Raw genomic sequence first — 23,834 nt, 5'->3', positions numbered from 1 at the left:
AGGTGCCGGCAAGTCTGGCACCTGTATTGCCAAAACATAAGAATATGAACAAAAACCGGCTTAGTTGGGGAATGGTAGAAATAAAAGGGGTCGCTTAATGAAAGCCAAACCGGGCAGCTAAATCCGGAAATTAAGCTGCTGCGGCATAGCTAAAACAGATCAGGAGTGTAATCGACCTTCTTCGGGTTGCTCGAAGATAAGATCTTCCATCTGCTCATAGGCGGACTCATTACCGGGAGCATTGAACAATACCATCAGAATCACCCACTTGAGGTCTTCCAACACCATGGCTGACTCGTCCAATTCCATCACCCTATCAATAACCATCTCCCTGGTTTGCACATTCAGCACCCGAATCTGCTCCAGGAACAACAGGAAACCACGGCACTCGACGTCCAGTTTCTCCATTTCATCTTTGGTATAGATGCGGAAGGAATGTTGAGTATGCCCTCTAAGGTAGGGAGTATCACTCTCCTGCAGTTCGGCCAACCGCTCAAGCCAGGAAAGCGCCTTGATGATTTCGGACTGATGGAAACCGGCACGGGTGAGTTCTTTGGTCAACTCATCTTCGTCGACCAACATTTCAACTTCACTATGAACATAGTTTTCAAACAGATACATGAGGATATCAAACATGGCTATTTCCTCTTAAGTCTAACGTAACCACCGGGTACTGCGGCAACCCAACCTTGCAACTCAAGTTCAAGCAATTGTTCCAACACCAGATCCAACGTTATTCCACTATGCTCAACCACAATATCCAAAGGTGTGGTCTCATAATCTACACTAGCTAACAGCGTTTTAAATGGCAACTCAGAGTTATCACTTGGTTTTATATGGTGACTCTTGTGCAAATCTTCAAGGTGGCAGCTACATAAAGGCGCCAACTCTTCCACTATATCGGCCACAGACTCCACAAGTTTTGCCCCATTGCGAATTAAATCGTGGCATCCCTGGTGTTCATCGCCCATAACGGAACCCGGAACCGCAAAGACTTCTCTGCCTTGTTCTGCCGCCAAACGGGCGCTGATCAGTGAACCACTGCGCCGACGGGCTTCTACCACCAAGGTTCCCATTGCAAGGCCGCTGATTATACGGTTTCGTTTGGGGAAATTCCCGGAAAATACACCGACAGAAGGCCAAAGTTCACTGATAACAGCGCCATGTACTTGAATATCATCATAAAGGGCTCTATGCCTTCGAGGGTAAATTTCGTCAATTCCGGTTCCCAGTACTGCGATAGTCTTGCCGGTTGACGATAAGGCTCCCCGGTGAGCAGCGCCATCTATGCCGGCAGCCATACCACTGCATACGCTGATGTTCAAGGCATCCAGTTCGGCGCCCCACTGCCAGGCGAGCGACAAACCGGCGCGGCTGGCATCGCGGCTGCCGACCATGGCCAGCGCGGGTTGCAGCAGGGTTTCAACCTGTCCTTTGACGAACAAAATCGGAGGAAAATCTGGGATATGTTTCAACAATGGCGGGTAAAAGGGATCATCGGGGCAGATTAGATATCTGCCCTCTGCACCCTGCTGCCATTGCAAGGCTTGGTCAACTTTTTCAGGAGCCAACTCCAAGCGTTGGAGCTGTGTCTGGTTTATTGGCAAAGACTGGGGTTCATGTTCCAGCCTCTGTCTCAACTCAGCCACATCCATGTGCAAGAGTAATTGTCTTATCCGGAGGGGTCCCAGTCCAGATACCGCAGCGACAACCAGCCAATCAACCAGACTATTATGCGTCATTCACCTTTCAGTAATATGTCAGGCTTGACCAAAAGGTCATCAACCCTGACAGGGCTCTCGTTCACCATGATGAGCCCGAGAGCTGTCTTGTCGAATACCTTGAACACCATTACCTGACCGCGATAGAGGTCGGGCAGTTTAACGGCATTGTCTGAGCCCATCTTGGCCATCAGGTTGTCGTAAGCAGAGCGTTCGGTCGGCGGTACGGGGATACCATCGCCGTTGATCACCACTTCGGCACCGTCCTTGTAGATAGAGAACACATCGCCGGGCTCTACGCCCTCACGGCTGCCCCGATCCAGATAAAACACATCCAGTTTCCCCATGGCGCGAATTTTACGTTCAGATGCCAACACCTTGGCGCCCTCGGTATCGCTGGCCTTGGGAATAAAGTAGGCAGACAACAAGGAGTCGTCTTCTATCGCCAACACTCTGAAACCGGCTTTGGTTTCGCGGAAATTGTTGAGCAGCTTCACCTTGGAAACCTCACCCGACTCCACCACTCGGCCGCTGGCACTGAGGATCACTTCCTGACCCAGCAACTCACCGGTTTCCTTATTGGTAAATTCGCGCCCGGGCTGATACATCCCGACCTTATCGCCTTGTGGCAGATTGGCCTGGATATAGATGATGTCGTCCATCACATGGTGACGGGAATCTCTTTCTCCCCCCAGCACCATAGGTTGTTCCTTGAACCACTCGGGGTCGACCACCCGGTTTTGCACCAGGTAGGGTTGAATCAAGGCCAAATCGACCGCGGGAATGGCACCGCCTTTGGGTTGAACCCTTCCGGCCGGGCTCTTGCGAACATGAGGTTTATTGACCAGCCTGGGTTCACCGTCGATAAACACCAGTGTTAATCGATCACCGGGATAAATAAGGTGTGGATTGGCTATCTGGGGATTGGCGCCCCAGAGTTTGGGCCAACGCCATGGGTCTTTGAGGAACAATGCCGATATATCCCAAAGGGTATCGCCTTTCTTGACCACATAAGTATCAGGATGACCGGGTTTTAATGTCAGGGTATCTGCTGCAACGAAGGCGCAATTAAATGTCAGTAACGCGAGTAAAATTAACCGTTTCATGGGGGCTTCCATGTTGTCTGGCTCATTAGTGAGAGCTTTTGCTGTTATTGATAGCCGCTAAGGATTAAAATTAACGCAATAGCACAAGTCAGTATAACCAACTGGCACGGATTTGACAGACTTGTTAAGAGTTTATCTATGGCCCTGTTAAAAGTATTACGATTCCCAGACGAGAGATTACGCACGATTGCCCAGCCCGTGACAGAATTTGATTCTGCACTGCAGACGCAAATCGATAATATGTTCGAGACCATGTACGAAGAAAAGGGTATTGGTCTGGCTGCAACTCAAGTCGATTTTCATAAGCAATTGATTGTGATGGACTTGCAGGACGATGTCGAACGTCCAAAAGTCTTTATCAACCCCCAAATTATCAGCGCAAGTGGCGACTTCTGTAATGAAGAGGGTTGTCTGTCTGTACCCGGTATTTATGCCAAGGTGGATAGAGCCGAATTTATTACCGTGACGGCGCTCGACCGTGATGGCAATGAATTTACTATTGAAGCAGACGGTTTATTTGCCATCTGTATTCAGCACGAGATGGATCATCTAAAGGGCAAGCTTTTCGTTGATTATCTGTCACCACTGAAACGTCAGCGGATCAGACAAAAGCTGGAAAAAGCGGCACGTCAGGAAGCTAAAGCCTGAATTAATCCCGAATAATTAGGATCTATTTTGAAACCACTGAAGATCATTTTTGCCGGTACTCCGGACTTTGCAGCGCGCCACCTGCAGGCGCTGCTGGACTCAGAGCATCAAGTCATTGCCGTCTATACCCGAGTGGACAAACCCGCCGGACGAGGCCACAAACTAACCCCAAGCCCGGTCAAGGCGCTGGCGTTGGAACACGATATTCCCGTCTATCAACCCAAGTCGCTGCGCCACGAAGAAGCCCAGCAGGAGCTGGCAGCTCTTGGAGCCGATATCATGGTGGTGGTCGCCTATGGCCTGATCCTGCCATTGGCAGTGTTGCAGGCTCCCCGCCTGGGATGCATCAATGTTCACGGCTCTATTCTGCCGCGCTGGCGCGGTGCGGCGCCTATCCAAAGGGCATTGTGGGCCGGGGACAAAGAAACCGGGGTCACTATAATGCAGATGGATGTCGGTTTGGATACCGGAGACATGCTGCTCAAGACCTCGCTGCCGATAGCCGATGACGACACTTCAGCAACCCTGTATGAAAAACTGGCCCAACAGGGACCAGTGGCACTGATCCAAGCTCTGCAAGGTCTGGCCGAAGGCAAACTCACCGCCGAGCCGCAGGATGAATCACTGGCCAACTACGCCGAAAAACTCAGTAAAGAGGAAGCCCGTATCGACTGGCATAAGGCTGCCCGCAATCTGTGGCAGGAGATCCGCGCCTTTAACCCATGGCCGGTGAGCTACTTTGAATGCCAAGGGCAAAATATCAAGGTCTGGCAGGCTGAAGTGGAAGAGTCAGCCGAGCAGTTTGAGCCGGGCACAGTGGTGCGCGCCGACAAGCGAGGATTAGCCATTGCCACTGCCGATGGCCTATTGGTGTTGAAAAAGGCACAACTGCCAGGGAAAAAACCGCTGGATATCGCCGATATTCTCAACGCCAGGGGCGAATGGTTCCAGCCCGGTAATAATTTGGCTCAAGCATCATGAGGCAGAATCTCAGAGCTCTTGCCGCCAAGGCCATCTTTCAGGTACTGGAACGGGGCATGTCCCTCTCGGTTGCCCTGCCCGAACAACAGCAGCAGCTTCACAGCGGCAAAGACAAGGCGCTTTTGGCCGAACTTTGCTACGGCGTAATGCGCACCCTGCCACAACTGGACAAGAGAGTCAGCGACTGCCTCAGTAAACAGTTCAAAGGGAAACAGCGTATCGTCCACCAGCTGCTTCTTGTGGGTTGTTACCAATTGTATTTCACCCGGATACCGGCCCATGCAGCCATTTCGGAAACTGCCGAAGCTTGTCGTCAGCTGAAGTTTGAAAACCTGGTCAAGGTAGTCAACGGCGTTTTACGCAATATCCAGCGAGACAATAGCCCACTGGCCACAGATAACCCTGTGCTGGAACACAATACGCCCAACTGGATCCTCAAGGCGCTCACTGCTGCCTATCCGGAAAACTGGCAACAAGTGGTGCAACAGAGTCACCAGCGGCCGCCACTGTGGCTGCGCAACAACCGTTTATCCCAAAGCCGTGAGCAATATCTGCAACACTTGGCTGAAGCCGAAATTGCCGCCACTCCAGGTCAGGGGGAAGACAGTATATTGCTCGAGCAAGCCTGCGATGTCACCACTCTGCCCGGCTTTGGCGAAGGCTCAGTGTCTGTGCAGGATGGTGCTGCTCAATGGGCCGCCACCCTGCTGGCACCTCAAGCGGGCGAAACCATTCTCGATGCCTGCGCCGCTCCGGGAGGCAAGAGTTGCCATCTGCTGGAGCTGTGTCCTGACATAGAACTGGTGGCGGTCGACAACGACAACAAACGGCTGCAGAGAGTTGCCGAGAACCTGCAAAGGTTGCAACTGAATGCCAAGTTGGTGCACGGCGATGCCGCAAATATTGCTTCATGGTGGCAGGGTAGCAAGTTTGATCGCATATTACTGGATGCCCCCTGCTCGGCTACCGGCGTTATTCGGCGCCATCCGGATATCATGTGGCTGCGTAAGCCACAGGATATTGAGGAGTTGGCCAAGGTGCAGCAACAGATATTGGATCACTGCTGGCAATGGTTGAAGCCAGGCGGTGTACTGTTATACGCCACCTGCTCTATCCTGCCACAGGAAAACCGCGATCAAGTTGTCGCCTTCCTGGAGCGTACGCCGGATGCCCGGCTGGAAGCTATCACTCAGGCAGACCAGCCAGATGCGATAGGCTGGCAAATCTTGCCCGGACAGGACAATATGGACGGGTTTTATTACGCGCGAATCGTTAAGTCGAAACTTCAGGGATAAGACGAGGCCATGAAAATAATCATCTTGGGCGCAGGTCAGGTCGGTGGCACCCTTGCAGAAAACCTGGTGGGTGAAAACAACGATATCACCATAGTCGACAGTGACAGAAATCGCCTTAGGGCACTGCAAGACAAATATGACTTGCGGGTGGTTGTCGGTCACGGAGCCCACCCCGGCGTCTTAAAAGAAGCCGGCGCCGAAGATGCCGATATGCTGATCGCTGTAACCAACAGCGACGAATGCAACATGGCCGCCTGTCAAATTGCCTATACCCTGTTTGGCACACCAACCAAGATAGCCCGTATTCGCTCAGAGCAGTATTTGGGGATGCAGGATAAGCTGTTTATCGACAGTGAAACCAAGAGTAATGAACCTCGGACACGGGGTGGTTTCATCATAGATGAGCTGATTGCCCCCGAACAGTTAGTAACCGCTTACATACAACGCCTGGTAGATTATCCAGGGGCTTTACAGGTTCTTGAGTTCGCTGAAGGAAAGCTGAGTCTGGTGGCTGTTCGCGCCTATTATGGCGGCCCATTGGTGGGCAACGCGCTGGCTGCACTGCGCGAACACATGCCGAATATTGATACCCGGGTAGCGGCGATTTTCCGTCAGGGACGGCCGATTATGCCCAGGGGAACCACTATCATAGAAGCCGATGATGAAGTGTTCTTTGTCGCCGACAGTCGCCATGTGCGGGCAGTAATGAGTGAGATGCAGAAGCTGGATAACAGTTACCGCAATATCATGATCGCCGGTGGCGGTAACATAGGTTTGGGACTGGCCAAGAAGCTACAGCGTAATCACTCGGTCAAGTTGATAGAACATCGTCAGGACAGAGCCGAGGCGCTGTCGGAAAAGCTGGAAAATACCACGGTATTCTGCGGTGATGCTTCCGATCAGGAACTCCTGATGGAAGAGCACATAGATCAAACCGATGTGTTTATCGCCGTCACCAACGACGACGAGGCCAATATCATGTCGGCACTGTTGGCCAAACGTATGGGTGCCAAGAAAGTGATGGTGCTTATTCAGCGTGAAGCCTATGTCGATATTGTTCAGGAAGCCAATATAGATATCGCCATTTCACCGCAGCAAGCCACCATCTCGGCCTTGTTGACCCATATCCGCCAGGGGGATATCTGCAACGTATATTCACTGCGCCGAGGCGCTGCCGAGGCGATTGAAGCCATTGCCCACGGTGATTCCAGCACCAGCAAAGTCGTGGGTAAACAGATAGGCGAAATCAAGCTGCCACCGGGTACCACCATAGGCGCCATAGTCCGCGACGATGAAGTCTTGATGGCCCACGATAAGACAGTTATCGAACAGGGAGACCATGTCATTCTCTTCCTGGTGAACAAGAAGTTTATCGGCGAAGTGGAAAAACTGTTCCAGCCGAGCGCTTTCTTCTTCTAAGGCTCTGGCCATGCTGAATTTTCGCCCACTACTATTCATCCTAGGCCTGTTTTTGTCCATGCTGACGGCCTTTATGTTTATTCCACTCTTCTTCGCCCTGTTTTACGGCGAAGAAACAGTGGCAGCCTTCATGGCATCGGCGCTGGTCACAGGTACTGTCTCCAGTATCTGTATGCACAGGGGCCAGGGGCAGCAACTTAATCTGAATATCCGCGACATGTTCCTGCTGACAAGTCTAACCTGGTTTATTGTCAGCTTGTTCGCCGCCATGCCCTTTACCCTGTATCACGGTATTGGCTATACCGATGCCTTCTTTGAAACCATGTCGGGGATCACCACCACAGGCTCCACTGTACTATCCGGGCTGGACAGCATGGATCACAGCATTCTTGTCTGGCGTTCGCTGTTGCAGTGGCTCGGTGGCATAGGCTTTATTGTGATGGCGGTGGCCATTCTGCCGTTTCTCAACGTAGGGGGGATGCGGCTGTTCAGAACCGAATCCTCAGATTGGTCCGACAAGGCCATCCCCCGCACCCAGAGTCTGGCCAAATACCTGTTTCTGGTGTATTTGGGGCTGACAGTATGCTGCGGTTTAGCATATCACTTGGCGGGGATGAACTGGTTTCAAGCGCTCAACCATGCCATGACCACGCTCTCCACTGGGGGCTACTCGACTTCGGACAGTTCCATGGCAGCCTTTCCTAAGGCGGCGCACTGGGTCGGGGTGGTATTTATGGCGGCCGGTGGCCTGCCGCTGCTGATGTTTGTTCAGAGTCTGCAGCAACGTAGTATCAAGGTCTGGAATGATGCCCAAGTGAAAGGCTTTATTCTTTTTCTGCTGCTGGTGTCTTTCTCTCTGGCTTATTGGCTCTACAGTTCGCGTGAAATAGCCTTTATTGACGCCCTGCGGCTCTCGAGTTTCAACGTGGTTTCCGTGGTCACTACCACAGGCTATGGCCTGACCGACTATGGCAGTTGGGGGGCGCTGGCAAATATCGCTTTTCTGTTCCTGATGTTTGTCGGCAGCTGTTCAGGTTCAACCTCCGGCGGCATCAAGATATTCCGCTTCCAGATCGCCGGCGCCATCATGCGCGAACAATTGAAGCAGCAGTTTCATCCCAACGGCATTTTCCGCGAGCGCTACAACAACCGACCTATCAATGAAGAGATTGTGCGCTCCTTGGTGACCTTCGCACTGCTGTTTATGCTGGTTATCGTGATGCTGGCGCTGGTGTTGGTGCTTTGTGGTCTTGACCCTGTCACCAGCCTGTCCGGCGCAGTAACGGCAGTGACCAACGTCGGCCCAGGGCTTGGCCCTGTTATCGGCCCAGCAGGCAACTTTTCCAGCCTGCCGGACTTGGCCAAATGGGCACTGTCGATAGGCATGTTACTGGGCCGCTTGGAGATCCTGACTGTCGCCGTCTTGTTCCATCCCAGCTTCTGGAAATACTGATATTATCTATGGGTGAATTTTATTCAGCTGTAGATAATCGGTCTGCAGGACATACATGCGTTTGACATCCGAGTATTGGCCGTTGATAAAGATCTCCTGCACCAGATGGCCTTCCTCTTTAAAGCCGCACTTCTGATAGAGTTGTAACGCCTTGTCATTCTCCAAGGCCACATGCAGATAAACCTTGTATAGGTTCAGTATGGTAAAGGCGTAGTTGAGCGCCTTGTTAACCATGGCCCTGGCGTAGCCTCGCCCCTGAAACTCAGGCGCTATGATTATCTGAAACTCGGCATTGCGATGAATGTCATTGATCTCCACCAGCTCAACCAGACCTATGGTCTGCTGCTGAGCATTTTCTGCGATAAAGCGCCGCTCTGTCTTGTCGTGGATATGCTTGTTGTAGAGCTCTTCAAGCTCATCGAACGATTCATAGGGCTCTTCAAACCAGTAAGCCATAATGATGCGGTTGTTATTCAGCTGATGAATAAACCTCAGGTCTGTTCTTTCCAGCGCCCGTAGGCGAATCTCACCGTCATTCATGACACCTCCTAAAGTCGTGCCAATAAAGCCAGCCATATTAAGCGGACAACAGGCACACAGATAGTGAAAGTTAATTTACCTTGCCACCCTTTTCCACACATACAAAAAAGCGCAGTACCAGGACTGCGCTTTGAAAACATTGCCTCTATCAGGAAGCCAAGTCACTCAGGTACTCGGCATAGTGCTTTACGTCTTCCCAGTCCGTGTAGTCGATAACCGTCTTGGGATCGGTTGGCCCCCCCGTCATCTTCATGATCAGCCGGATCATAAAGCTGTCCAGCCAGCCCCAAGAGGGGTAATCCACCTTACCGGCGATAATCTTCACATCCTTGGGCTTCCAATCCGACAGGGCTATGAACTTCTGCAGATACTTGTTGTTTTCCGGGATCCGTTTCTCCGGCTTGCGAGCCACCACATTGACGGAAAAGAAACTGAGTCCTTTCTCTGTCAGCACCTGTTGGTGTTTGCTGCAAAAAGCGAACACACTCTTGTCGTAGGTACCATAAAGCACACAAGCACCGAGGACCACGGCATCATATTTTTGCCAGTCGATGTTTTCCGCCTCCGCCGCAGCCAAATCCATGCTGTCACACTCATGGCCCAACTGCTGTAGCCTTTCGGCAATACAGCGACTGATCTTGGCAGTGTGGCCACCACGGGAGAAGTAGAGCACAAGAATGGATTTCATAAGTTCGCCTATTGAGTGTCTGTAACTTAAATTGTGTGGCTTATCGCCCGGATTGAACAAGTTGAAAGATCACATAATCGGCTTCAACCCGTGAGAATATTGCCGCAAATTGCGCTGTATCGGTATTTTTCAGGCTAGAATTGCGATCCAGATAAAAGACTGATGATTGTGCTCATCTCCCCATTCAATTAGAATAACCTAATCAAAAGGCGAAGAGGTTCCAAGCTGATGCAAAAAGATATTGATGTCGCAGCCATGCTTTCCAATGCGGAAAACGCTGCCAAATGGCTCAAGGCCATCGCCAACCCTTACCGCCTGATGATCCTCTGCCTTCTGCTGGATCAAGAGTTGAGCGTCACTCAGTTGAATGAAACCGTGCCCCTGAGCCAGTCCGCTCTGTCACAACATCTGGCGGTACTGCGTGCTGAAGATCTGGTGGCGACCCGCAAGAGTTCGCAGGTTGTTTACTACTCGCTCAAGAACCAGCAGGTCACAGAGGTCATCTCTATCCTGCACCGCAAGTACTGCGCTTAGGGAAGGTGCGAACAAGTCCCATGTGTGCTCTGCGTCGGCTTACGGGCCTGGATGCAAGGCGTGGTTCGCAGCAAATGGCCTAGTCCTTTGCAAGAAGCACAACGCAGCAGGCAGGCCTGTAAGCCACGCCCTTAGGGGCTTTCACAGCAACCGGCTTTCTGCGTTATCCAACCTCGACAGGCCCCGGCATGCCTTCAGTCAGATGCCTTGAACGCCAATTGCTGTGCAAGCCAGAGTGCCACGAGGACTTATTCGCACCTTCCTTATTAAAGCTCGGCAAACTCGGCAGCAAATGTCTTCACCCGCTGCCAATCGGTGAATTCATAAGTACCGCTGGTATCTGTTGGCCCCTTGGTTATCCACATAATCAGCCGAATCATGCTACGGTCAAATAAACCGTAGTTGGGATAGGCTATCTTGCCGGCAAACACGCCTTGCAACTGTGGCTGCCACAGGGATAACTGCAAAAACTTCTGCATATAAGGGTTGGTTTCCGGCGTATTCTTTTCCGGCTTGCGGGCCACAACATTCACGGTAAAGAAGGCGTTCTTCTTGGCGTTCAGCAGCGCATGATGGTTATTGACGAAACGATACAGCTCAGGCCTATGCTTACCATAACGTATGCTGGCACCCACCAAGATTTTATCGAATGTCGGTAACGTATCGGTTTCCACCTCAGCCAGCGATACCATAGAGACTATCTCACCCGCTTGGCTCAATTCATCGGCCATGGTCTGGCATATTGCCTTGGTCTGGCCATCAACGGTCGAGTAAATAATCAGAGTCTTGCTCATCAGTTCTTCCAGAAAGTCGGGGTAAACAACACCAATAAGGTAAAGATTTCCAAGCGCCCAAACAACATGGCAACCACAAGCACGTATTTGGCTCCGTCACCTATGCTGGCGTAGTTGCTGGCAACTTCGCCAAGGCCTGGCCCCAGGTTGTTGAGGCAAGCTGCGGTGGCACTGAAGGCCGTAATCGCATCCATCCCCATGGCCATCAGGACCAGCATACAGATGACAAACACCAGAGCATAAGCGGAGAAGAAGCCCCAAACAGCGTCTATCACCCTATCCGGCAACGCCTTGGAACCGATACGAATGGAGAACATGGCCCTGGGATGAATTAGACGCTTAAGCTCGCGCGAGCCCTGCAGTAACAGTAGCACCACGCGGATAACCTTGATCCCGCCGGCAGTAGAACCACCGCTGCCGCCGATAAAGCTGGAAAACATCAACAGAATAGGCAGAAACAGCGGCCAAACATGAAAGCTCTCGGTACCAAAACCGGCTGTGGTGGAAATGGATACCGCCTGAAACAGCGCATGATCCAGAGTTTGTTCCGGTGAGTCGTAGATACCCGAGTGATACAAGGTGGCGAAACAGATAGCGGTCAGCAGTAACTGAATACCGATAAGCGCCTTGAATTCGGCATCACGAAAGTAAACCTTGAAGTTGATCCCCCGGCGGGAAAATGCCGCAAAGTGCAGGCTGAAGTTCACGGCCGCAATCAGTAGAAATACCACACAAATTAAATTGATGGTCGGGCTTTGAAAGTAGCCCATGCTGGCATCATGGGTGGAGAAGCCGCCGATGGCGATAGTAGAAAATGAATGGCTGATGGCATCGAAGGCACTCATACCTGCGAGCCAGTAAGCGCCGGCACAGGCCAGGGTCAACATCAGATAGATATACCAGAGCGTCTTGGCCGTTTCGGCAATCCTGGGGGTCATCTTGGAATCTTTTACGGGCCCGGGGATCTCAGCCCGGTAAAGCTGCATCCCCCCAATCCCCAACACCGGCAGAATAGCCACCGCCAGCACAATAATTCCCATACCACCTAGCCATTGCAGCAAGTGACGATAAAAGAGTATCGCCTTTGGCAGGTTATCCAGGCCGACAATCACAGTGGCCCCTGTGGTTGTCAGTGCCGAAAAAGATTCAAAAATACTGTCGGCCAGCGACAAGTCCGGCTGTTTCGATAGCAAAAAGGGCAAGGTACCTATGGCACCAAGTACGGTCCAGAACAGCACAACAATCAAAAAACCCTCTCGGGTCTTGAGTTCTGCCTTATGGTGGCGATTGGGATACCAGAGCCAGAAGCCGATAAATAGACTGATAAAGAAGGCCTTGATAAAGGCTGTACCACCGCCGTCTTCATAGATAAGGGCCACCAATGCCGGAGGCAGCATAGTGATGGAGAAGAGCCCTATCAGTAACCCGGTAATACGGGTAATTGTTCGGTAATGCATGCCGTTTTTCAATCAGTCCATTGGCCAATAAAACCCAGCATTGTCGCACAAGTTATCAGAGTGTTCACTGTGAAAAATCTATCTTTAACTGGCCTTGGCTCATGGGAGCCAGCTCCTTATTGATGCTTCCGGTAACAGATAAGGGCACAGCCAGTGTCAGCCGAATCAGCTCTGAAAACTCCCGCCCCTCTATCAACACATCGAGCCTCTGCAGCAGATGTTCGACATCGGCCAATTGGTCGTAACGGCAAACCAGACTGCCTTTTTCCCTAAGCATTTTGGTCTTGGTCGCCAGCCTGGGCAACATCTGCTTGAGCCCACTACTGTAGGCACGAACCAGCCCACCCACACCCAACTTGGTGCCACCATAGTAACGCACTACAACCGCGCCAATCTCGCCTATGCCAGCCCCCAGCAATACCGCCAACATGGGGCGACCGGCACTACCGCCCGGCTCGCCATCATCACTCGAACCCATGGCCGACTGCCCCATGGGTGCACCACAAATAAATGCCTGGCAATAATGACTGGCACCAGGATAACGCTGCTTTATCTGTTGTAGTTGCTGTTTAAACTCTTCCGGCGAATGACAGGGAAATACGAGAGAGATAAAGCGGCTGTGCTTTATCTCCTCTTCATATTCCTGTTCTTCGGCCGCAATGGGATAACTTTCAATCAATGAGACCGGACTCTCGAGTCATGTTTTCGTTGCCATGGGCGTGGATTATGACATTGTCTTCGATACGGATCCCACCAAACGGGCGCAAACTGGCGATCAGGTCCCAATCCACTAACGCCTTGCGGCCATCTTGTTTGAGTGGCGCCAACAGGCTGTCGATGAAGTAGAGCCCGGGTTCTATGGTTACTACATGCCCGGGCGCCATAGTCCTGGTGCAGCGCAGAAACGGGTGCTCTTCCGGAGGGGCCACATGAGTGCCGCGTTCGTCATTGAAGAAACCACCTACATCATGCACCTGCAATCCCAACATATGCCCCAGCCCGTGAGGGAAAAACGCCCGGGTAATGCCCTGCTCCAACAGCGTCTCTTGTGAGCCTTTGGCCAGGCCGGCTTCAAGTAACAGAGTCGCCAGCTGTTGATGAGCCAGCAGATGCAGCTCGGTATAACGTTTGCCGGGTCGCAAGTGCTCAATCAGTTGAAGCTGCAGTTGATTCATCGCCTGGATAAGATCGTGGAACCGATTTTTTTCAAAAGCATGGGTACGGCTGATATCGGCGGCATAGCCGTGGAAAGAAGCACCTGCATCGATCAGAAAAGACAACCTCTGCTGTGGGCTTTCATGCTCCAACGCAGTGTAATGCAAAATAGCCGCATTTTGGTTGAGGGCTATGATGTTGCCATAAGGAACCTGATTCTCCCCTTGTGCTATGGCACTTAGATATTGCTGCTGGATTTCAAACTCACTGGCACCACTGTAGAAGGCGTTCTTGGCCGCGCGATGGCCCTTGACCGCAATGCGGTTAGCCTGACGCATACATTCCAACTCGTAATCTGTCTTACAGGCACGATAAAAGTGCATGTAACTCATTACGGCTTCGGGATTACAGTTGTTAAACCCGAGCACAGAAGCCACTTCCAGGTGTTCACCTACATAGGCCCAGCGACCTTCGGCCACAGGCAGGAGGTCCGCCACCTTATCGGCCTTGGTCAAAATACGGATATCAAAACTGTCACACCAAAAACTTTGCGGCAGATCTGTCACCTTATGCCAGAAGTCTTCGGGACGGTAGAAGATCAGTACAGGCTTGTCACGACCATTGACCAGCAGCCAACAGTGAGGTGTTTCCAGTAAAGGCACCCAGGCCTTGAAATGGGGATTCACCTTGAAGGGGTAATCGATATCGTCCAGAAACTGCCTGTGTGGTTGACCCGAATGAATTGCCAATCCAGACAGTCCCTCACGGGCACAAATCTCGGCAACCCTTTGATTAAGAGTGTTTATATGTGATTGATAATGCTGAGCCAGTTGCATAATAAGCCGTTCCTGTTATCTGAAATCAAGGTTCCCCTTGCTATTGGAAGCTGTTCACAGTTACAACAAAAGCCAGTGTGCAGTGTATCACAAAGCTGAAATTTGCAGCTAACCGGTAAGCAATTAAACGATCGTTTAAATTGGGTGTTGTATTTTTCCTTTTTTCGAAGCACACTGAGCAACAACTGGTCAAATGATGGCCTGAGCTGCCCTACTCCTAAGCAATAAGGATGCAAGCAATGATCTACCAAAATTCGATGATTCAGGTTGAGTTACTCGAGAATAATATCGCCCGCCTTTGCTTCAATGCCGAAGGATCGGTAAACAAATTCGACCGCGCCACCCTGACCTCTCTGGATGAGGCACTGGACGCCATCAAAGCAGAATCCAGCGTTAAGGCACTGCTGCTGACATCGGCCAAAGATGCCTTTATTGTCGGTGCCGACATTACTGAGTTCCTTGGGTTGTTCGCTCAGGAAGATGAAGTACTCTTGTCATGGTTGCAGCAAGCCAATGCGGTATTCAACAAGCTGGAAGACATGCCTTTCCCAACCGCTTCTGCCATCAATGGTTTTGCCTTGGGCGGTGGTTGCGAAACCATTTTGGCCACAGACTTCCGCATTGCCGACACCAGTGCCCGAATCGGCCTGCCGGAAACCAAGCTGGGGATCATCCCAGGATTCGGTGGCACAGTGCGCCTACCCAGAGTGATAGGTGCAGATAATGCACTGGAGTGGATCACCACAGGCAAAGACCAACGCCCGGAAGCCGCTCTCAAAGTCGGCGCAGTAGATGCAGTAGTGGCTCCAGAGCAGCTCCAGGCCGCAGCACTACAGATGCTACAGGACGCGCTGGCTGGCAAACTTGACTGGCAGAGCCGCCGTCAACGTAAACAGTCGCCACTGACACTGCCCAAGCTGGAAGCCATGATGTCGTTCACCACAGCCAAGGGCATGGTGTTTTCCGTTGCCGGCAAGCACTATCCGGCGCCCATGGCGGCGGTTAACGTTGTGGAAAAGGCTGCCGGTCTGGGGCGCGAAGAAGCCTTATTGGTAGAACATCAAGCCTTTATTCAACTGGCCAAAACAGATGTGGCCAAGGCGCTGATCGGCATCTTCCTCAATGACCAACAGGTCAAAGGCAAAGCCAAGAAGGCCGCCAAACAAGCCAAGAACATTGAACAAGCCGCGGTATTGGGCGCAGGCATTATGGGCGGCGGTATCGCCTACCAAAGTGCCAGCAAGGGTACGCCGATTGTGATGAAGGACATAGCGCAGAAGGCGCTGGATCTCGGCCTTAACGAGGCGGCCAAGCTACTGACGGCCCAGGTAGAGCGTGGTCGCTCCACCCCGGCCAAGATGGCCAAAGTGCTCAATAACATCACCCCATCGCTCGATTACAGCGCCGTCAAAGACGCCAATATAGTAGTAGAAGCGGTAGTAGAACATCCCAAGGTTAAGGCGACTGTGCTGGCCGAAGTCGAACAGCAGCTAGCTGCCGATGCCATCATAGCATCCAACACCTCAACCATCTCGATTAACCTGCTTGCCAAGAGTCTGAAAGACCCTTCCCGCTTCTGCGGTATGCACTTCTTCAACCCAGTGCACAAGATGCCTCTGGTGGAAGTGATCCGTGGTGAACACAGCTCGGAAGAAACCATCTCCTCTGTAGTGGCCTATGCCAGCAAGATGGGTAAGACGCCGATAGTGGTCAACGACTGCCCCGGCTTCTTCGTTAACCGGGTACTCTTCCCCTATTTCGCCGGTTTTAACGGCCTGCTGGCCGATGGTGCAGACTTTATCGCCGTCGACAAGGTGATGGAGAAACAGTTTGGTTGGCCTATGGGCCCGGCTTATCTGTTGGATGTAGTCGGTTTGGATACCGGCCATCACGCCCAGGCCGTCATGGCCGAAGGCTTCCCGGACCGTATGGGAAAAACAGGCAAAGACGCCATAGATATCATGTTTGGCCATGAACGCCTGGGGCAGAAGAACGGTAAAGGTTTCTACCAGTATTCTGTGGATAAGCGTGGTAAGCCGAAGAAAGACAAGGATCCTGTCAGCTACGAATTACTGCAGGCCGAATTCGGTGAACTCAAAGAGTTCAGCAGCGATGAAGTCATCGCCCGCACCATGATCCCCATGATTATTGAAACCGTACGCTGCCTGGAAGAAGGCATAGTAGCCACCCCGGCCGAAGCCGACATGGGTCTAGTATATGGTCTTGGCTTCCCACCATTCAGAGGCGGTGTGTTCCGCTATCTGGATACCATGGGCGTTGCCAACTTTGTCGCCCTGGCTGACAAATACGCCCACCTGGGGGGACTCTACCAGGTGACCGATGGCATGCGTGAACTGGCAGCCAACAACGGTTCTTACTATCAGGCCTAATTTGCGGAAAGGATTTTAACCATGAAACAAGCAGTTATCGTAGATTGCATTCGTACACCCATGGGCCGTTCCAAGGCCGGTGTTTTTAGAAATGTTCGTGCAGAGACACTCTCTGCCGAGTTGATGAAAGCCCTGCTGGTACGTAATCCCCAGTTAGATCCCGGCACCATAGAAGACGTTATCTGGGGCTGTGTGCAGCAGACTCTGGAGCAAGGTTTCAATATCGCCCGTAATGCCTCTCTGCTCGCGGGTATCCCCAAGCAGGTTGGCGCAGTTACCGTAAACCGTCTCTGTGGCTCATCCATGGAAGCCATTCACCAGGCAGCCAGGGCCATCATGACTGGCATGGGTGATACCTTCATCATTGGTGGTGTTGAACATATGGGTCATGTTCCCATGAGTCATGGGGTCGACTTCCACCCTGGCCTGGCTACCCGGGTTGCCAAGGCAGCCGGCATGATGGGACTGACGGCGGAAATGCTCGGTCGCATGCACGGTATCAGCCGTGAAATGCAGGATGAGTTTGCCGTGCGCTCGCACAAACGTGCGCATGCAGCCACAGTTGAAGGCCGTTTTGCCAGAGAAATCCAGGCTATCGAAGGCCATGATGCCAATGGTGCCTTGATCAAAATCGATTATGACGAAGTGATCCGCCCTGAAACCAGTATGGAATCGCTGGCGGGCCTGCGTCCCGTGTTTGACCCGGCCAACGGCACTGTTACCGCTGGTACCTCTTCGGCCCTGTCCGATGGCGCATCTGCCATGCTGGTGATGGAAGAAGAGAAAGCCAAGGCGCTGGGACTGCCTATCCGAGCTCGTATCAAGTCGATGGCGGTTGCCGGTTGTGACCCATCAATCATGGGCTATGGCCCGGTTCCTGCCACACAAAAGGCGTTGACTCGCGCAGGCCTCAGCATAGCGGATATCGATCTGGTTGAGCTGAATGAAGCCTTTGCCGCGCAGTCTCTGCCTTGCGTGAAAGACCTGGGTCTTATGGAGTTGGTCGATGAGAAGGTTAACCTCAATGGTGGTGCCATCGCTTTGGGTCACCCTCTGGGTTGCTCGGGAGCCCGTATCTCCACCACTTTGATCAATCTGATGGAGAGTAAGGACGCGACCTTGGGTCTGGCAACCATGTGTATTGGTCTCGGCCAAGGTATTGCCACTGTGTTTGAGCGTGTCTGAGTAAATATCAGCCAAGGCTGAGGGCGTATAAAAAGCAGCCCCTTTCAAGCGAACTCAAACGAAAACCGCTGCCTGGTCAGTTAAAGCCAAGCGGCGGTTTTTTATTGCCGTCAAATACTCAAGATTCCCCATCGTAATAGTTTGCTCTTAGTCCATTCTTCATCTTTACTTTCAGTAACTAATAACGGTGAAGAGAACATCATGCTCCAGACTGAACAGACACTGTTCGAGCAGATGCGGATCACTGAGCTGGAAATTGACTTCCGCAAATCCCTTTTTAATCTCGGCAGTCAGGACATCAAGGCTCTGCTTTCCTGCAAACCCATTATCGAACACAACATAGACAGGGTCGTAGACAGTTTTTATCAATTACAGACCAGTGTTTCCGAAATAGCCCTTCTAATTGGCGACTCAGACACTCTCGCTCGGTTGCGTACGGCACAAAGAAGGTATGTTATTGATTTATTTAGTGGTGTTTATGACCTTGAGTATGTTAACAACCGTCTGCGTATCGGTTTGGTACATAAACGTATCGGTGTGGAGCCCAAACTCTACTTGTCGGCGGTTCATACTCTAAAGTCGCTGCTCTACGAAGTATTGGCTACATCCATGACTAAGGAGCAAGAGTTTCAGGAAGCGAGAGTCGCCCTGGACAAGTTAATGTTGTTTGATGTGACCCTGGTATTCGATACCTACATTCGCAGCCTGGTTTCCGAAATAGAGAATGCCAAGTACAAGGCGGAGCAATACGCTCTCAGCATGGAGACCAAGGTAAAGCAGAGAACACAACAGTTGGAGGAGCTTTCGCGAACCGATCCCCTAACTGGGCTACTGAACGTGCGCCATCTGCAGGAAATAGCCACCAGAATCCTCCGAGCGGCACAAAGGAGAGCCGAGCCGGTCTCCGCCATCTATATGGATATAGATGACTTCAAAAACTTCAATGACACCCAAGGCCATAGACTAGGGGATGAAGTTCTCTGCACTGTCGCCAATGCGATAAAAAATACAGCCAGATTGGAGGACTGCTGCTTCCGTTATGGCGGAGATGAGTTCTGTATCATACTGCCCAACTGCCGCGAAGATCAGGCCAGAGAAGTATTTATCGACCGACTCAGGCAGTATCTACAACAATCACTCAAAGAGGTTTCTCTTAGTGTCGGTATTGCCGAAACCGGTCCCTATGAATATATGGAGCCCATGGCATTAATCCATCTGGCCGACGAGCGCATGTATGCCTATAAACGTTCCCGTAAGCAGAATACGACAGCAGAAACCGGCGGAGATCCGGAGACCGAAGATACAGTTAAGAGCTCAGAGTTGGATTAAGCACAGAACTATGTTCCACGTGGAACAATGCGGTGGAGCACAAAAAATAGCTGCCAACTTGGTTTGACCGCTGCCTTGGAGTAATATTAGCCACTTCTGTTGTTCTCGTTGTAAGAGGTTATATGAGTCAGGTCTTCGCCAGTGCCCAACATCAACTGGATGCTTTAGGTTTGAGGTGTCCGGAACCTGTCATGATGGTTCGTAAAAAGGTCCGTCACATGGCCGAAGGAGAAACGCTACTCATCATCGCCGATGATCCGGCTACCACCAGAGATATTCCCAGCTTTTGCCAGTTTATGGACCACACCTTGGTGGCCAGTCAAACGGATAACCTGCCTTATCAATATTTGATTAAGAAGGGTCTCTAATTAACTCCATCAGGAAGGAACCTATGATTACCCTGCTCGCTATCGCCCATAAAAAGCAAAGAAACGCCCCGATGGATTTATTGCCTTATGCCGAAGTCAGTTTGGCCCAGGGTGTAGAGGGCGACGTTTTCGGTAAACCGGGGAAGCGTCAGGTGACGCTGTTGTCTCAACAACAGTGGCAACAAGCCTGTGCTCAATTGCAGACAGAGCTTCCCTGGACGAGCCGCAGAGCCAACTTGCTGCTGGATGGTCTGGAGTTTGCACCTGAGTTGGTGGGTAAATACCTGAAGATTGGTGAGCAACTGGTACTTGAACTTACCGGAGAAACTGACCCCTGCGGCAAAATGGAGCGAGCATACCCAGGGTTGGAAGCAGCATTAACGCCTGCTTGGCGTGGTGGCTGTACCGCCAAAGTGATCAATCCAGGGAAAATCAGGCCTCAGGACCCGGTTCAGTTACTCGATAGCTGGCCAAATCGCAACTTAGACTTATAAAAAATGGAAAACCAATTGATACAGTATTGAGGTTTTACTGTTAACAAATTTGTGAGATAACAGACAGTCGGTAACCGATAACTAAAATAAGGCCGCTGTCATGTTGAGACCTAAACTAACCCCTCTGTACACAGCTGTTTCATTGCTCTTTTCAGCTTCGGCATTCAGTGACGATCAAGCCCCCAAGTGGGATGTCAATGCCCCGCTGAATGCTCCTCTTGAACAAGCCAAAATTCAGGTATCTGAAGGTACCTGGATGAATCTGAGCCTGAGCCCGGATGGCAAATATCTGGTTTTTGATCTGCTGGGTGACATCTACAGAATTCCCGCTCAGGGCGGTGAAGCCAAACCTCTGGCACAAGGTATAGCCTGGCAGATGCAACCTGTCTATAGCCCAGATGGCAAATACATTGCCTTTACGTCAGATCAGGATGGAGGCGACAACATCTGGGTAATGAATGCTGACGGCAGTAATCCGCGTCCGGTAACCAATGAAACATTCCGCCTGCTCAACAGCCCGGCCTGGAGCCCAGATTCCCAGTATCTGGTGGCGCGAAAGCACTTCACAGCCAGCCGCAGTCTAGGAGCCGGGGAAGTCTGGCTTTATCATATTGCCGGTGGCGAAGGAGTTAAACTCACCGACCGGCCAAATGATCAGAAAGACTTGGGTGAACCCGCCTATTCCCCTGACGGCCGATATATCTACTTCAGCCAAGATGCCACCCCAGGCAAGACCTTTCACTACTCCAAAGACTCGGTCAAAGGCATATACAAGATAAAACGCTACGATACCCAAACCGGGGATATCGAAGTGCTTATCGAAGGCACAGGTGGTGCTATCAGGCCTACTCCGAGCCCTGATGGTAAACAGTTGGCCTATATCAAACGCGACGGTTTTCAGTCAACCTTATACCTGTTGGATCTTGTTTCCGGTAAAGAGCAAAAGCTCTATGGTAACCTTGACAGAGACATGCAGGAAACCTGGGCGATACACGGTGTCTATCCCACTATGGCCTGGAGCCCAGATAGTGCAGAGATCTATTTCTGGGCAAAAGGCAAAATCCACAAACTCGAATTGGCTTCCAAGCAAGCGGCAGAGATCCCATTCAATGTCACCACAGAACTTGCTGTGCAACCGGCGGTGCGCTTTAAGCAGGATATAGATCAGCAACAACTGGATGTCAAAATGCTGCGCATGGCTCAGGTGTCGCCAGATGGAACCAAAGTCATCTACGAAGCTCTGGGAAAAATCTGGGTAAAGCAACTTCCGGACGGCAAACCGAAACGCCTGACCCGTTTGGATGAACAGTTGGAAGAGTTATTCCCTCAATGGTCCCGTGACGGTAAGCGAGTGGTGTTTACCACATGGAATGATCAGCAACAAGGCAGCGTTAGAACCATCAGTGCCCGAGGAGGAAAAACCACAACACTTACACAAGAGCCGGGGAAATATATCGAGCCCACCTTCTCTCCCGATGGCAAACAAGTTGTGTTTCGTAAAATTGCCGGTGGCTATATTACCCCCAAAACTTGGAGTCAGGATCCCGGGCTCTACCTGGTTGACAGCAATGGTAAAGGACTAAAGAAACTCTCAGCTCAGGGCTTCCAACCACAGTTTGGTGCCGACAACGACAGAGTCTACTTTATGGAGAATGGTGAAACGCCGCAGCTAGCCTCTATATCGCTTAGTGGTTTCGATAAGCGGGTACACTACACCAGCAAACACGCCACAGAATTCAGGGTATCTCCCGATGGTAAGCAACTCGCATTTGCCGAACGTTTCCGTGTTTGGGTCACCCCATTCGCCAAGCATGGTGAAACCGTTGATATCGGGCCTAAGGCGACTAATTTACCAGTAACACAGCTCAGTACCCGCGCCGGTGAGAGTATCAGTTGGGGCGCCAACAGCGATCAACTCTATTGGACCCTTGGCCCAGAACTCTATCAAGTGAGCCTGAATAACGACTATCGAGAGAAGAATGCTAAGGACAAGGTCCAAGTTACTGAGATTGGTTTTCAGACAGAGATAGATGTTCCACGTGGAACAATCGCTTTCGTCGGCGGTAAGATCATCACAATGGAGAATGATAGGGTAATAGATAAGGGAGTGGTGTTGGTGAAAGATAACCATATCCTAGCCGTGGGTGAAGCCGACATGGAAATTCCGGATGATGCCATGCTAGTGGATATTTCAGGTAAGACACTGATGCCAGGTCTGTTTGACGCCCATGCCCATGGCGCTCAAGGTGAAAGCGAAATCATCCCCCAGCAGAACTGGCAGCTATATGCCGGCTTGGCCTTGGGGGTTACCAGCATCCATGACCCCTCCAATGACACTACCGAAATTTTTGCTGCCAGCGAGCAACAAAAAGCCGGAAAGATTGTTGGCCCGCGAATCTTCTCAACCGGCACCATACTCTATGGTGCCAACTTACCTGGCTACACCAGCCACATAGACTCATTGGATGATGCCAAATTCCACCTCGAACGACTTAAAAAAGTCGGTGCTTTCAGCGTCAAGAGCTATAACCAACCCAGACGCAATCAGCGTCAACAAGTCATAGCCGCAGCCAGAGAACTGGAGATGATGGTGGTTCCAGAAGGAGGAAGCCTGCTGCAACATAATCTCACCATGATTGCCGATGGTCACACCACAGTGGAACACTCCCTGCCGGCTGCAGCAATCTACGACGACATTAAGCAGTTCTGGAGCCAAACCCAAGTGGGTTACACCCCCACCTTGGTAGTGGCCTATGGCGGCATTTCGGGCGAAAACTATTGGTACGACAAGACTGATGTCTGGGCTCATCCACGATTGTCAAAATATGTTCCAGCCGATCTGTTGCGGGCTCGCTCCATGAGAAGGCCTACCGCACCGGATGAACATTATAACCACTTCAATGTGGCCAGAGTCGCCAATGAGGTGAATCAATTGGGGATTCATCCCAACATTGGTGCCCATGGTCAGCGCGAAGGCTTGGCAGCTCATTGGGAGATGTGGATGTTTGCCCAGGGCGGTATGAGCAATATGGAAGTGCTGAAGACAGCAACGCTTTATCCCGCCAAGACCTTCGCTATGGACCATCAGCTTGGTTCAATTAAGCCGGGCAAATTAGCCGACCTTATTGTTATCGACGGTAACCCACTAGAAGATATTAGGGTCACAGACAGAGTCACTCATACTATGGTCAATGGCAAACTCTATGATGCCGAAACCATGAATCAACTCAATGGTGATAAGAAGCAGCGTCAGCCCTTCTTCTTTGAAGAGATTTAAAAAAAGATTAAGCCCGACGTAAAACGGAAGGATGTTCCACGTGGAACATCCTTTTATTTTATAAGCAGTAGCAGTACCAAAGATAACAGTAGGTAGCTAACAAGCGCCGGCAACAGGAAGCGGATGAGTGTAGGCATGATGGCTTGTTTGCCAAAGCTGAGTCG

At 51.4% G+C, this 23,834-nt stretch carries 21 protein-coding genes; 12 read left to right on the top strand and 9 right to left on the bottom strand.

Annotated features, from left to right (window positions below; all coding sequences use genetic code 11):
• Window positions 1-159: 159 nt before the first annotated feature.
• From E1N14_RS00150 to E1N14_RS00140, 3 genes are all read right to left on the bottom strand, one after another.
• Window positions 160-636: a DUF494 family protein gene (locus E1N14_RS00150; protein WP_025011819.1), complete on the bottom strand. Its 477-nt coding sequence runs from the start codon at window positions 634-636 to the stop codon at window positions 160-162.
• A gap of 2 nt (window positions 637-638) precedes the next feature.
• Window positions 639-1,655 carry a DNA-processing protein DprA gene (gene dprA / locus E1N14_RS00145; protein WP_044735615.1) on the bottom strand — a complete coding sequence of 339 codons (1,017 nt, stop codon included), beginning with the start codon at window positions 1,653-1,655 and terminating at the stop codon, window positions 639-641.
• Between the two features lie 83 nt (window positions 1,656-1,738).
• A complete protein-coding gene (locus tag E1N14_RS00140; protein WP_025889800.1) occupies window positions 1,739-2,839 on the bottom strand; it encodes a LysM peptidoglycan-binding domain-containing protein in 1,101 nt (366 codons plus the stop codon).
• Between the two features lie 126 nt (window positions 2,840-2,965).
• Between E1N14_RS00140 and def the strand changes: the two genes are divergently transcribed.
• Genes def through E1N14_RS00115 form a run of 5 tightly spaced genes read left to right on the top strand, consistent with a single transcriptional unit; the run spans window position 2,966 to window position 8,623 of the window.
• Window positions 2,966-3,475 (top strand): peptide deformylase, encoded by a 510-nt coding sequence (def, locus tag E1N14_RS00135; RefSeq protein WP_025011820.1) that lies wholly within the window; start codon window positions 2,966-2,968, stop codon window positions 3,473-3,475.
• Window positions 3,476-3,502: 27 nt separating this feature from the next.
• Window positions 3,503-4,456 (top strand): methionyl-tRNA formyltransferase, encoded by a 954-nt coding sequence (fmt, locus tag E1N14_RS00130; RefSeq protein WP_025011821.1) that lies wholly within the window; start codon window positions 3,503-3,505, stop codon window positions 4,454-4,456.
• Window positions 4,453-5,751, top strand: coding sequence for a 16S rRNA (cytosine(967)-C(5))-methyltransferase RsmB (rsmB, locus tag E1N14_RS00125; protein WP_025011822.1), 1,299 nt, complete (start codon window positions 4,453-4,455; stop codon window positions 5,749-5,751). Before fmt ends, rsmB begins: the two co-directional genes overlap by 4 nt.
• A gap of 9 nt (window positions 5,752-5,760) precedes the next feature.
• Complete coding sequence (trkA, locus tag E1N14_RS00120; protein WP_025011823.1) at window positions 5,761-7,170, top strand: Trk system potassium transporter TrkA; 1,410 nt, start codon at window positions 5,761-5,763, stop codon at window positions 7,168-7,170.
• A 10-nt stretch (window positions 7,171-7,180) separates the two neighbouring features.
• Complete coding sequence (locus E1N14_RS00115; protein WP_025011824.1) at window positions 7,181-8,623, top strand: TrkH family potassium uptake protein; 1,443 nt, start codon at window positions 7,181-7,183, stop codon at window positions 8,621-8,623.
• Between the two features lie 6 nt (window positions 8,624-8,629).
• On the opposite strand, the gene speG is transcribed toward E1N14_RS00115, so the two are convergent.
• Entirely contained in the window at window positions 8,630-9,163 is a 534-nt protein-coding gene (gene speG, locus E1N14_RS00110) for a spermidine N1-acetyltransferase (RefSeq protein WP_025011825.1), read from the bottom strand.
• 148 nt (window positions 9,164-9,311) lie between these two features.
• A complete protein-coding gene (gene hemG, locus E1N14_RS00105) occupies window positions 9,312-9,851 on the bottom strand; it encodes a menaquinone-dependent protoporphyrinogen IX dehydrogenase (RefSeq protein WP_025011826.1) in 540 nt (179 codons plus the stop codon).
• 228 nt (window positions 9,852-10,079) lie between these two features.
• Between hemG (E1N14_RS00105) and E1N14_RS00100 the strand changes: the two genes are divergently transcribed.
• Window positions 10,080-10,385 carry an ArsR/SmtB family transcription factor gene (locus tag E1N14_RS00100; RefSeq protein WP_025011827.1) on the top strand — a complete coding sequence of 102 codons (306 nt, stop codon included), beginning with the start codon at window positions 10,080-10,082 and terminating at the stop codon, window positions 10,383-10,385.
• 266 nt (window positions 10,386-10,651) lie between these two features.
• Here the strand turns inward: E1N14_RS00100 and hemG (E1N14_RS00095) are convergent, their stop codons facing one another.
• The 4 genes from hemG (E1N14_RS00095) to pepQ form a co-directional block, all read right to left on the bottom strand.
• Window positions 10,652-11,179 (bottom strand): menaquinone-dependent protoporphyrinogen IX dehydrogenase, encoded by a 528-nt coding sequence (hemG, locus tag E1N14_RS00095; RefSeq protein ID WP_025011828.1) that lies wholly within the window; start codon window positions 11,177-11,179, stop codon window positions 10,652-10,654.
• A complete protein-coding gene (locus tag E1N14_RS00090) occupies window positions 11,179-12,636 on the bottom strand; it encodes a TrkH family potassium uptake protein (RefSeq protein WP_025011829.1) in 1,458 nt (485 codons plus the stop codon). Before E1N14_RS00090 ends, hemG (E1N14_RS00095) begins: the two co-directional genes overlap by 1 nt.
• Window positions 12,637-12,700: 64 nt before the next feature.
• Window positions 12,701-13,315, bottom strand: a complete 615-nt coding sequence (locus E1N14_RS00085) for a YigZ family protein (RefSeq protein WP_025011830.1) — start codon at window positions 13,313-13,315, stop codon at window positions 12,701-12,703.
• Entirely contained in the window at window positions 13,308-14,630 is a 1,323-nt protein-coding gene (gene pepQ / locus E1N14_RS00080; protein ID WP_062793967.1) for a Xaa-Pro dipeptidase, read from the bottom strand. The genes E1N14_RS00085 and pepQ overlap by 8 nt, the downstream gene beginning before the upstream one ends.
• Window positions 14,631-14,866: 236 nt before the next feature.
• On the opposite strand from pepQ, the gene fadB reads away from it, so the two are divergent.
• From fadB to E1N14_RS00050, 6 genes are all read left to right on the top strand, one after another.
• Complete coding sequence (gene fadB, locus E1N14_RS00075) at window positions 14,867-17,017, top strand: fatty acid oxidation complex subunit alpha FadB (protein WP_062793968.1); 2,151 nt, start codon at window positions 14,867-14,869, stop codon at window positions 17,015-17,017.
• A 21-nt stretch (window positions 17,018-17,038) separates the two neighbouring features.
• Window positions 17,039-18,202, top strand: a complete 1,164-nt coding sequence (fadA, locus tag E1N14_RS00070) for an acetyl-CoA C-acyltransferase FadA (RefSeq protein ID WP_044735608.1) — start codon at window positions 17,039-17,041, stop codon at window positions 18,200-18,202.
• Window positions 18,203-18,403: 201 nt separating this feature from the next.
• Window positions 18,404-19,531, top strand: a complete 1,128-nt coding sequence (locus E1N14_RS00065) for a diguanylate cyclase domain-containing protein (RefSeq protein ID WP_025011831.1) — start codon at window positions 18,404-18,406, stop codon at window positions 19,529-19,531.
• A gap of 122 nt (window positions 19,532-19,653) precedes the next feature.
• The gene (gene tusA / locus E1N14_RS00060) at window positions 19,654-19,899 is read left to right on the top strand and encodes a sulfurtransferase TusA (protein WP_025011832.1); all 246 of its coding nucleotides are present in this window, start codon (window positions 19,654-19,656) and stop codon (window positions 19,897-19,899) included.
• A 23-nt stretch (window positions 19,900-19,922) separates the two neighbouring features.
• Complete coding sequence (locus tag E1N14_RS00055; RefSeq protein ID WP_025011833.1) at window positions 19,923-20,393, top strand: MOSC domain-containing protein; 471 nt, start codon at window positions 19,923-19,925, stop codon at window positions 20,391-20,393.
• A 100-nt stretch (window positions 20,394-20,493) separates the two neighbouring features.
• Window positions 20,494-23,670 carry an amidohydrolase family protein gene (locus E1N14_RS00050; protein WP_062793969.1) on the top strand — a complete coding sequence of 1,059 codons (3,177 nt, stop codon included), beginning with the start codon at window positions 20,494-20,496 and terminating at the stop codon, window positions 23,668-23,670.
• Window positions 23,671-23,834 lie beyond the last annotated feature (164 nt).

Origin of the sequence: Shewanella algae (assembly GCF_009183365.2) — a bacterium.
Lineage (GTDB): Bacteria > Pseudomonadota > Gammaproteobacteria > Enterobacterales > Shewanellaceae > Shewanella > Shewanella algae.
Note: the sequence above shows the minus strand (reverse complement) of the source record. Positions and strands in the feature narration are given on the sequence as shown.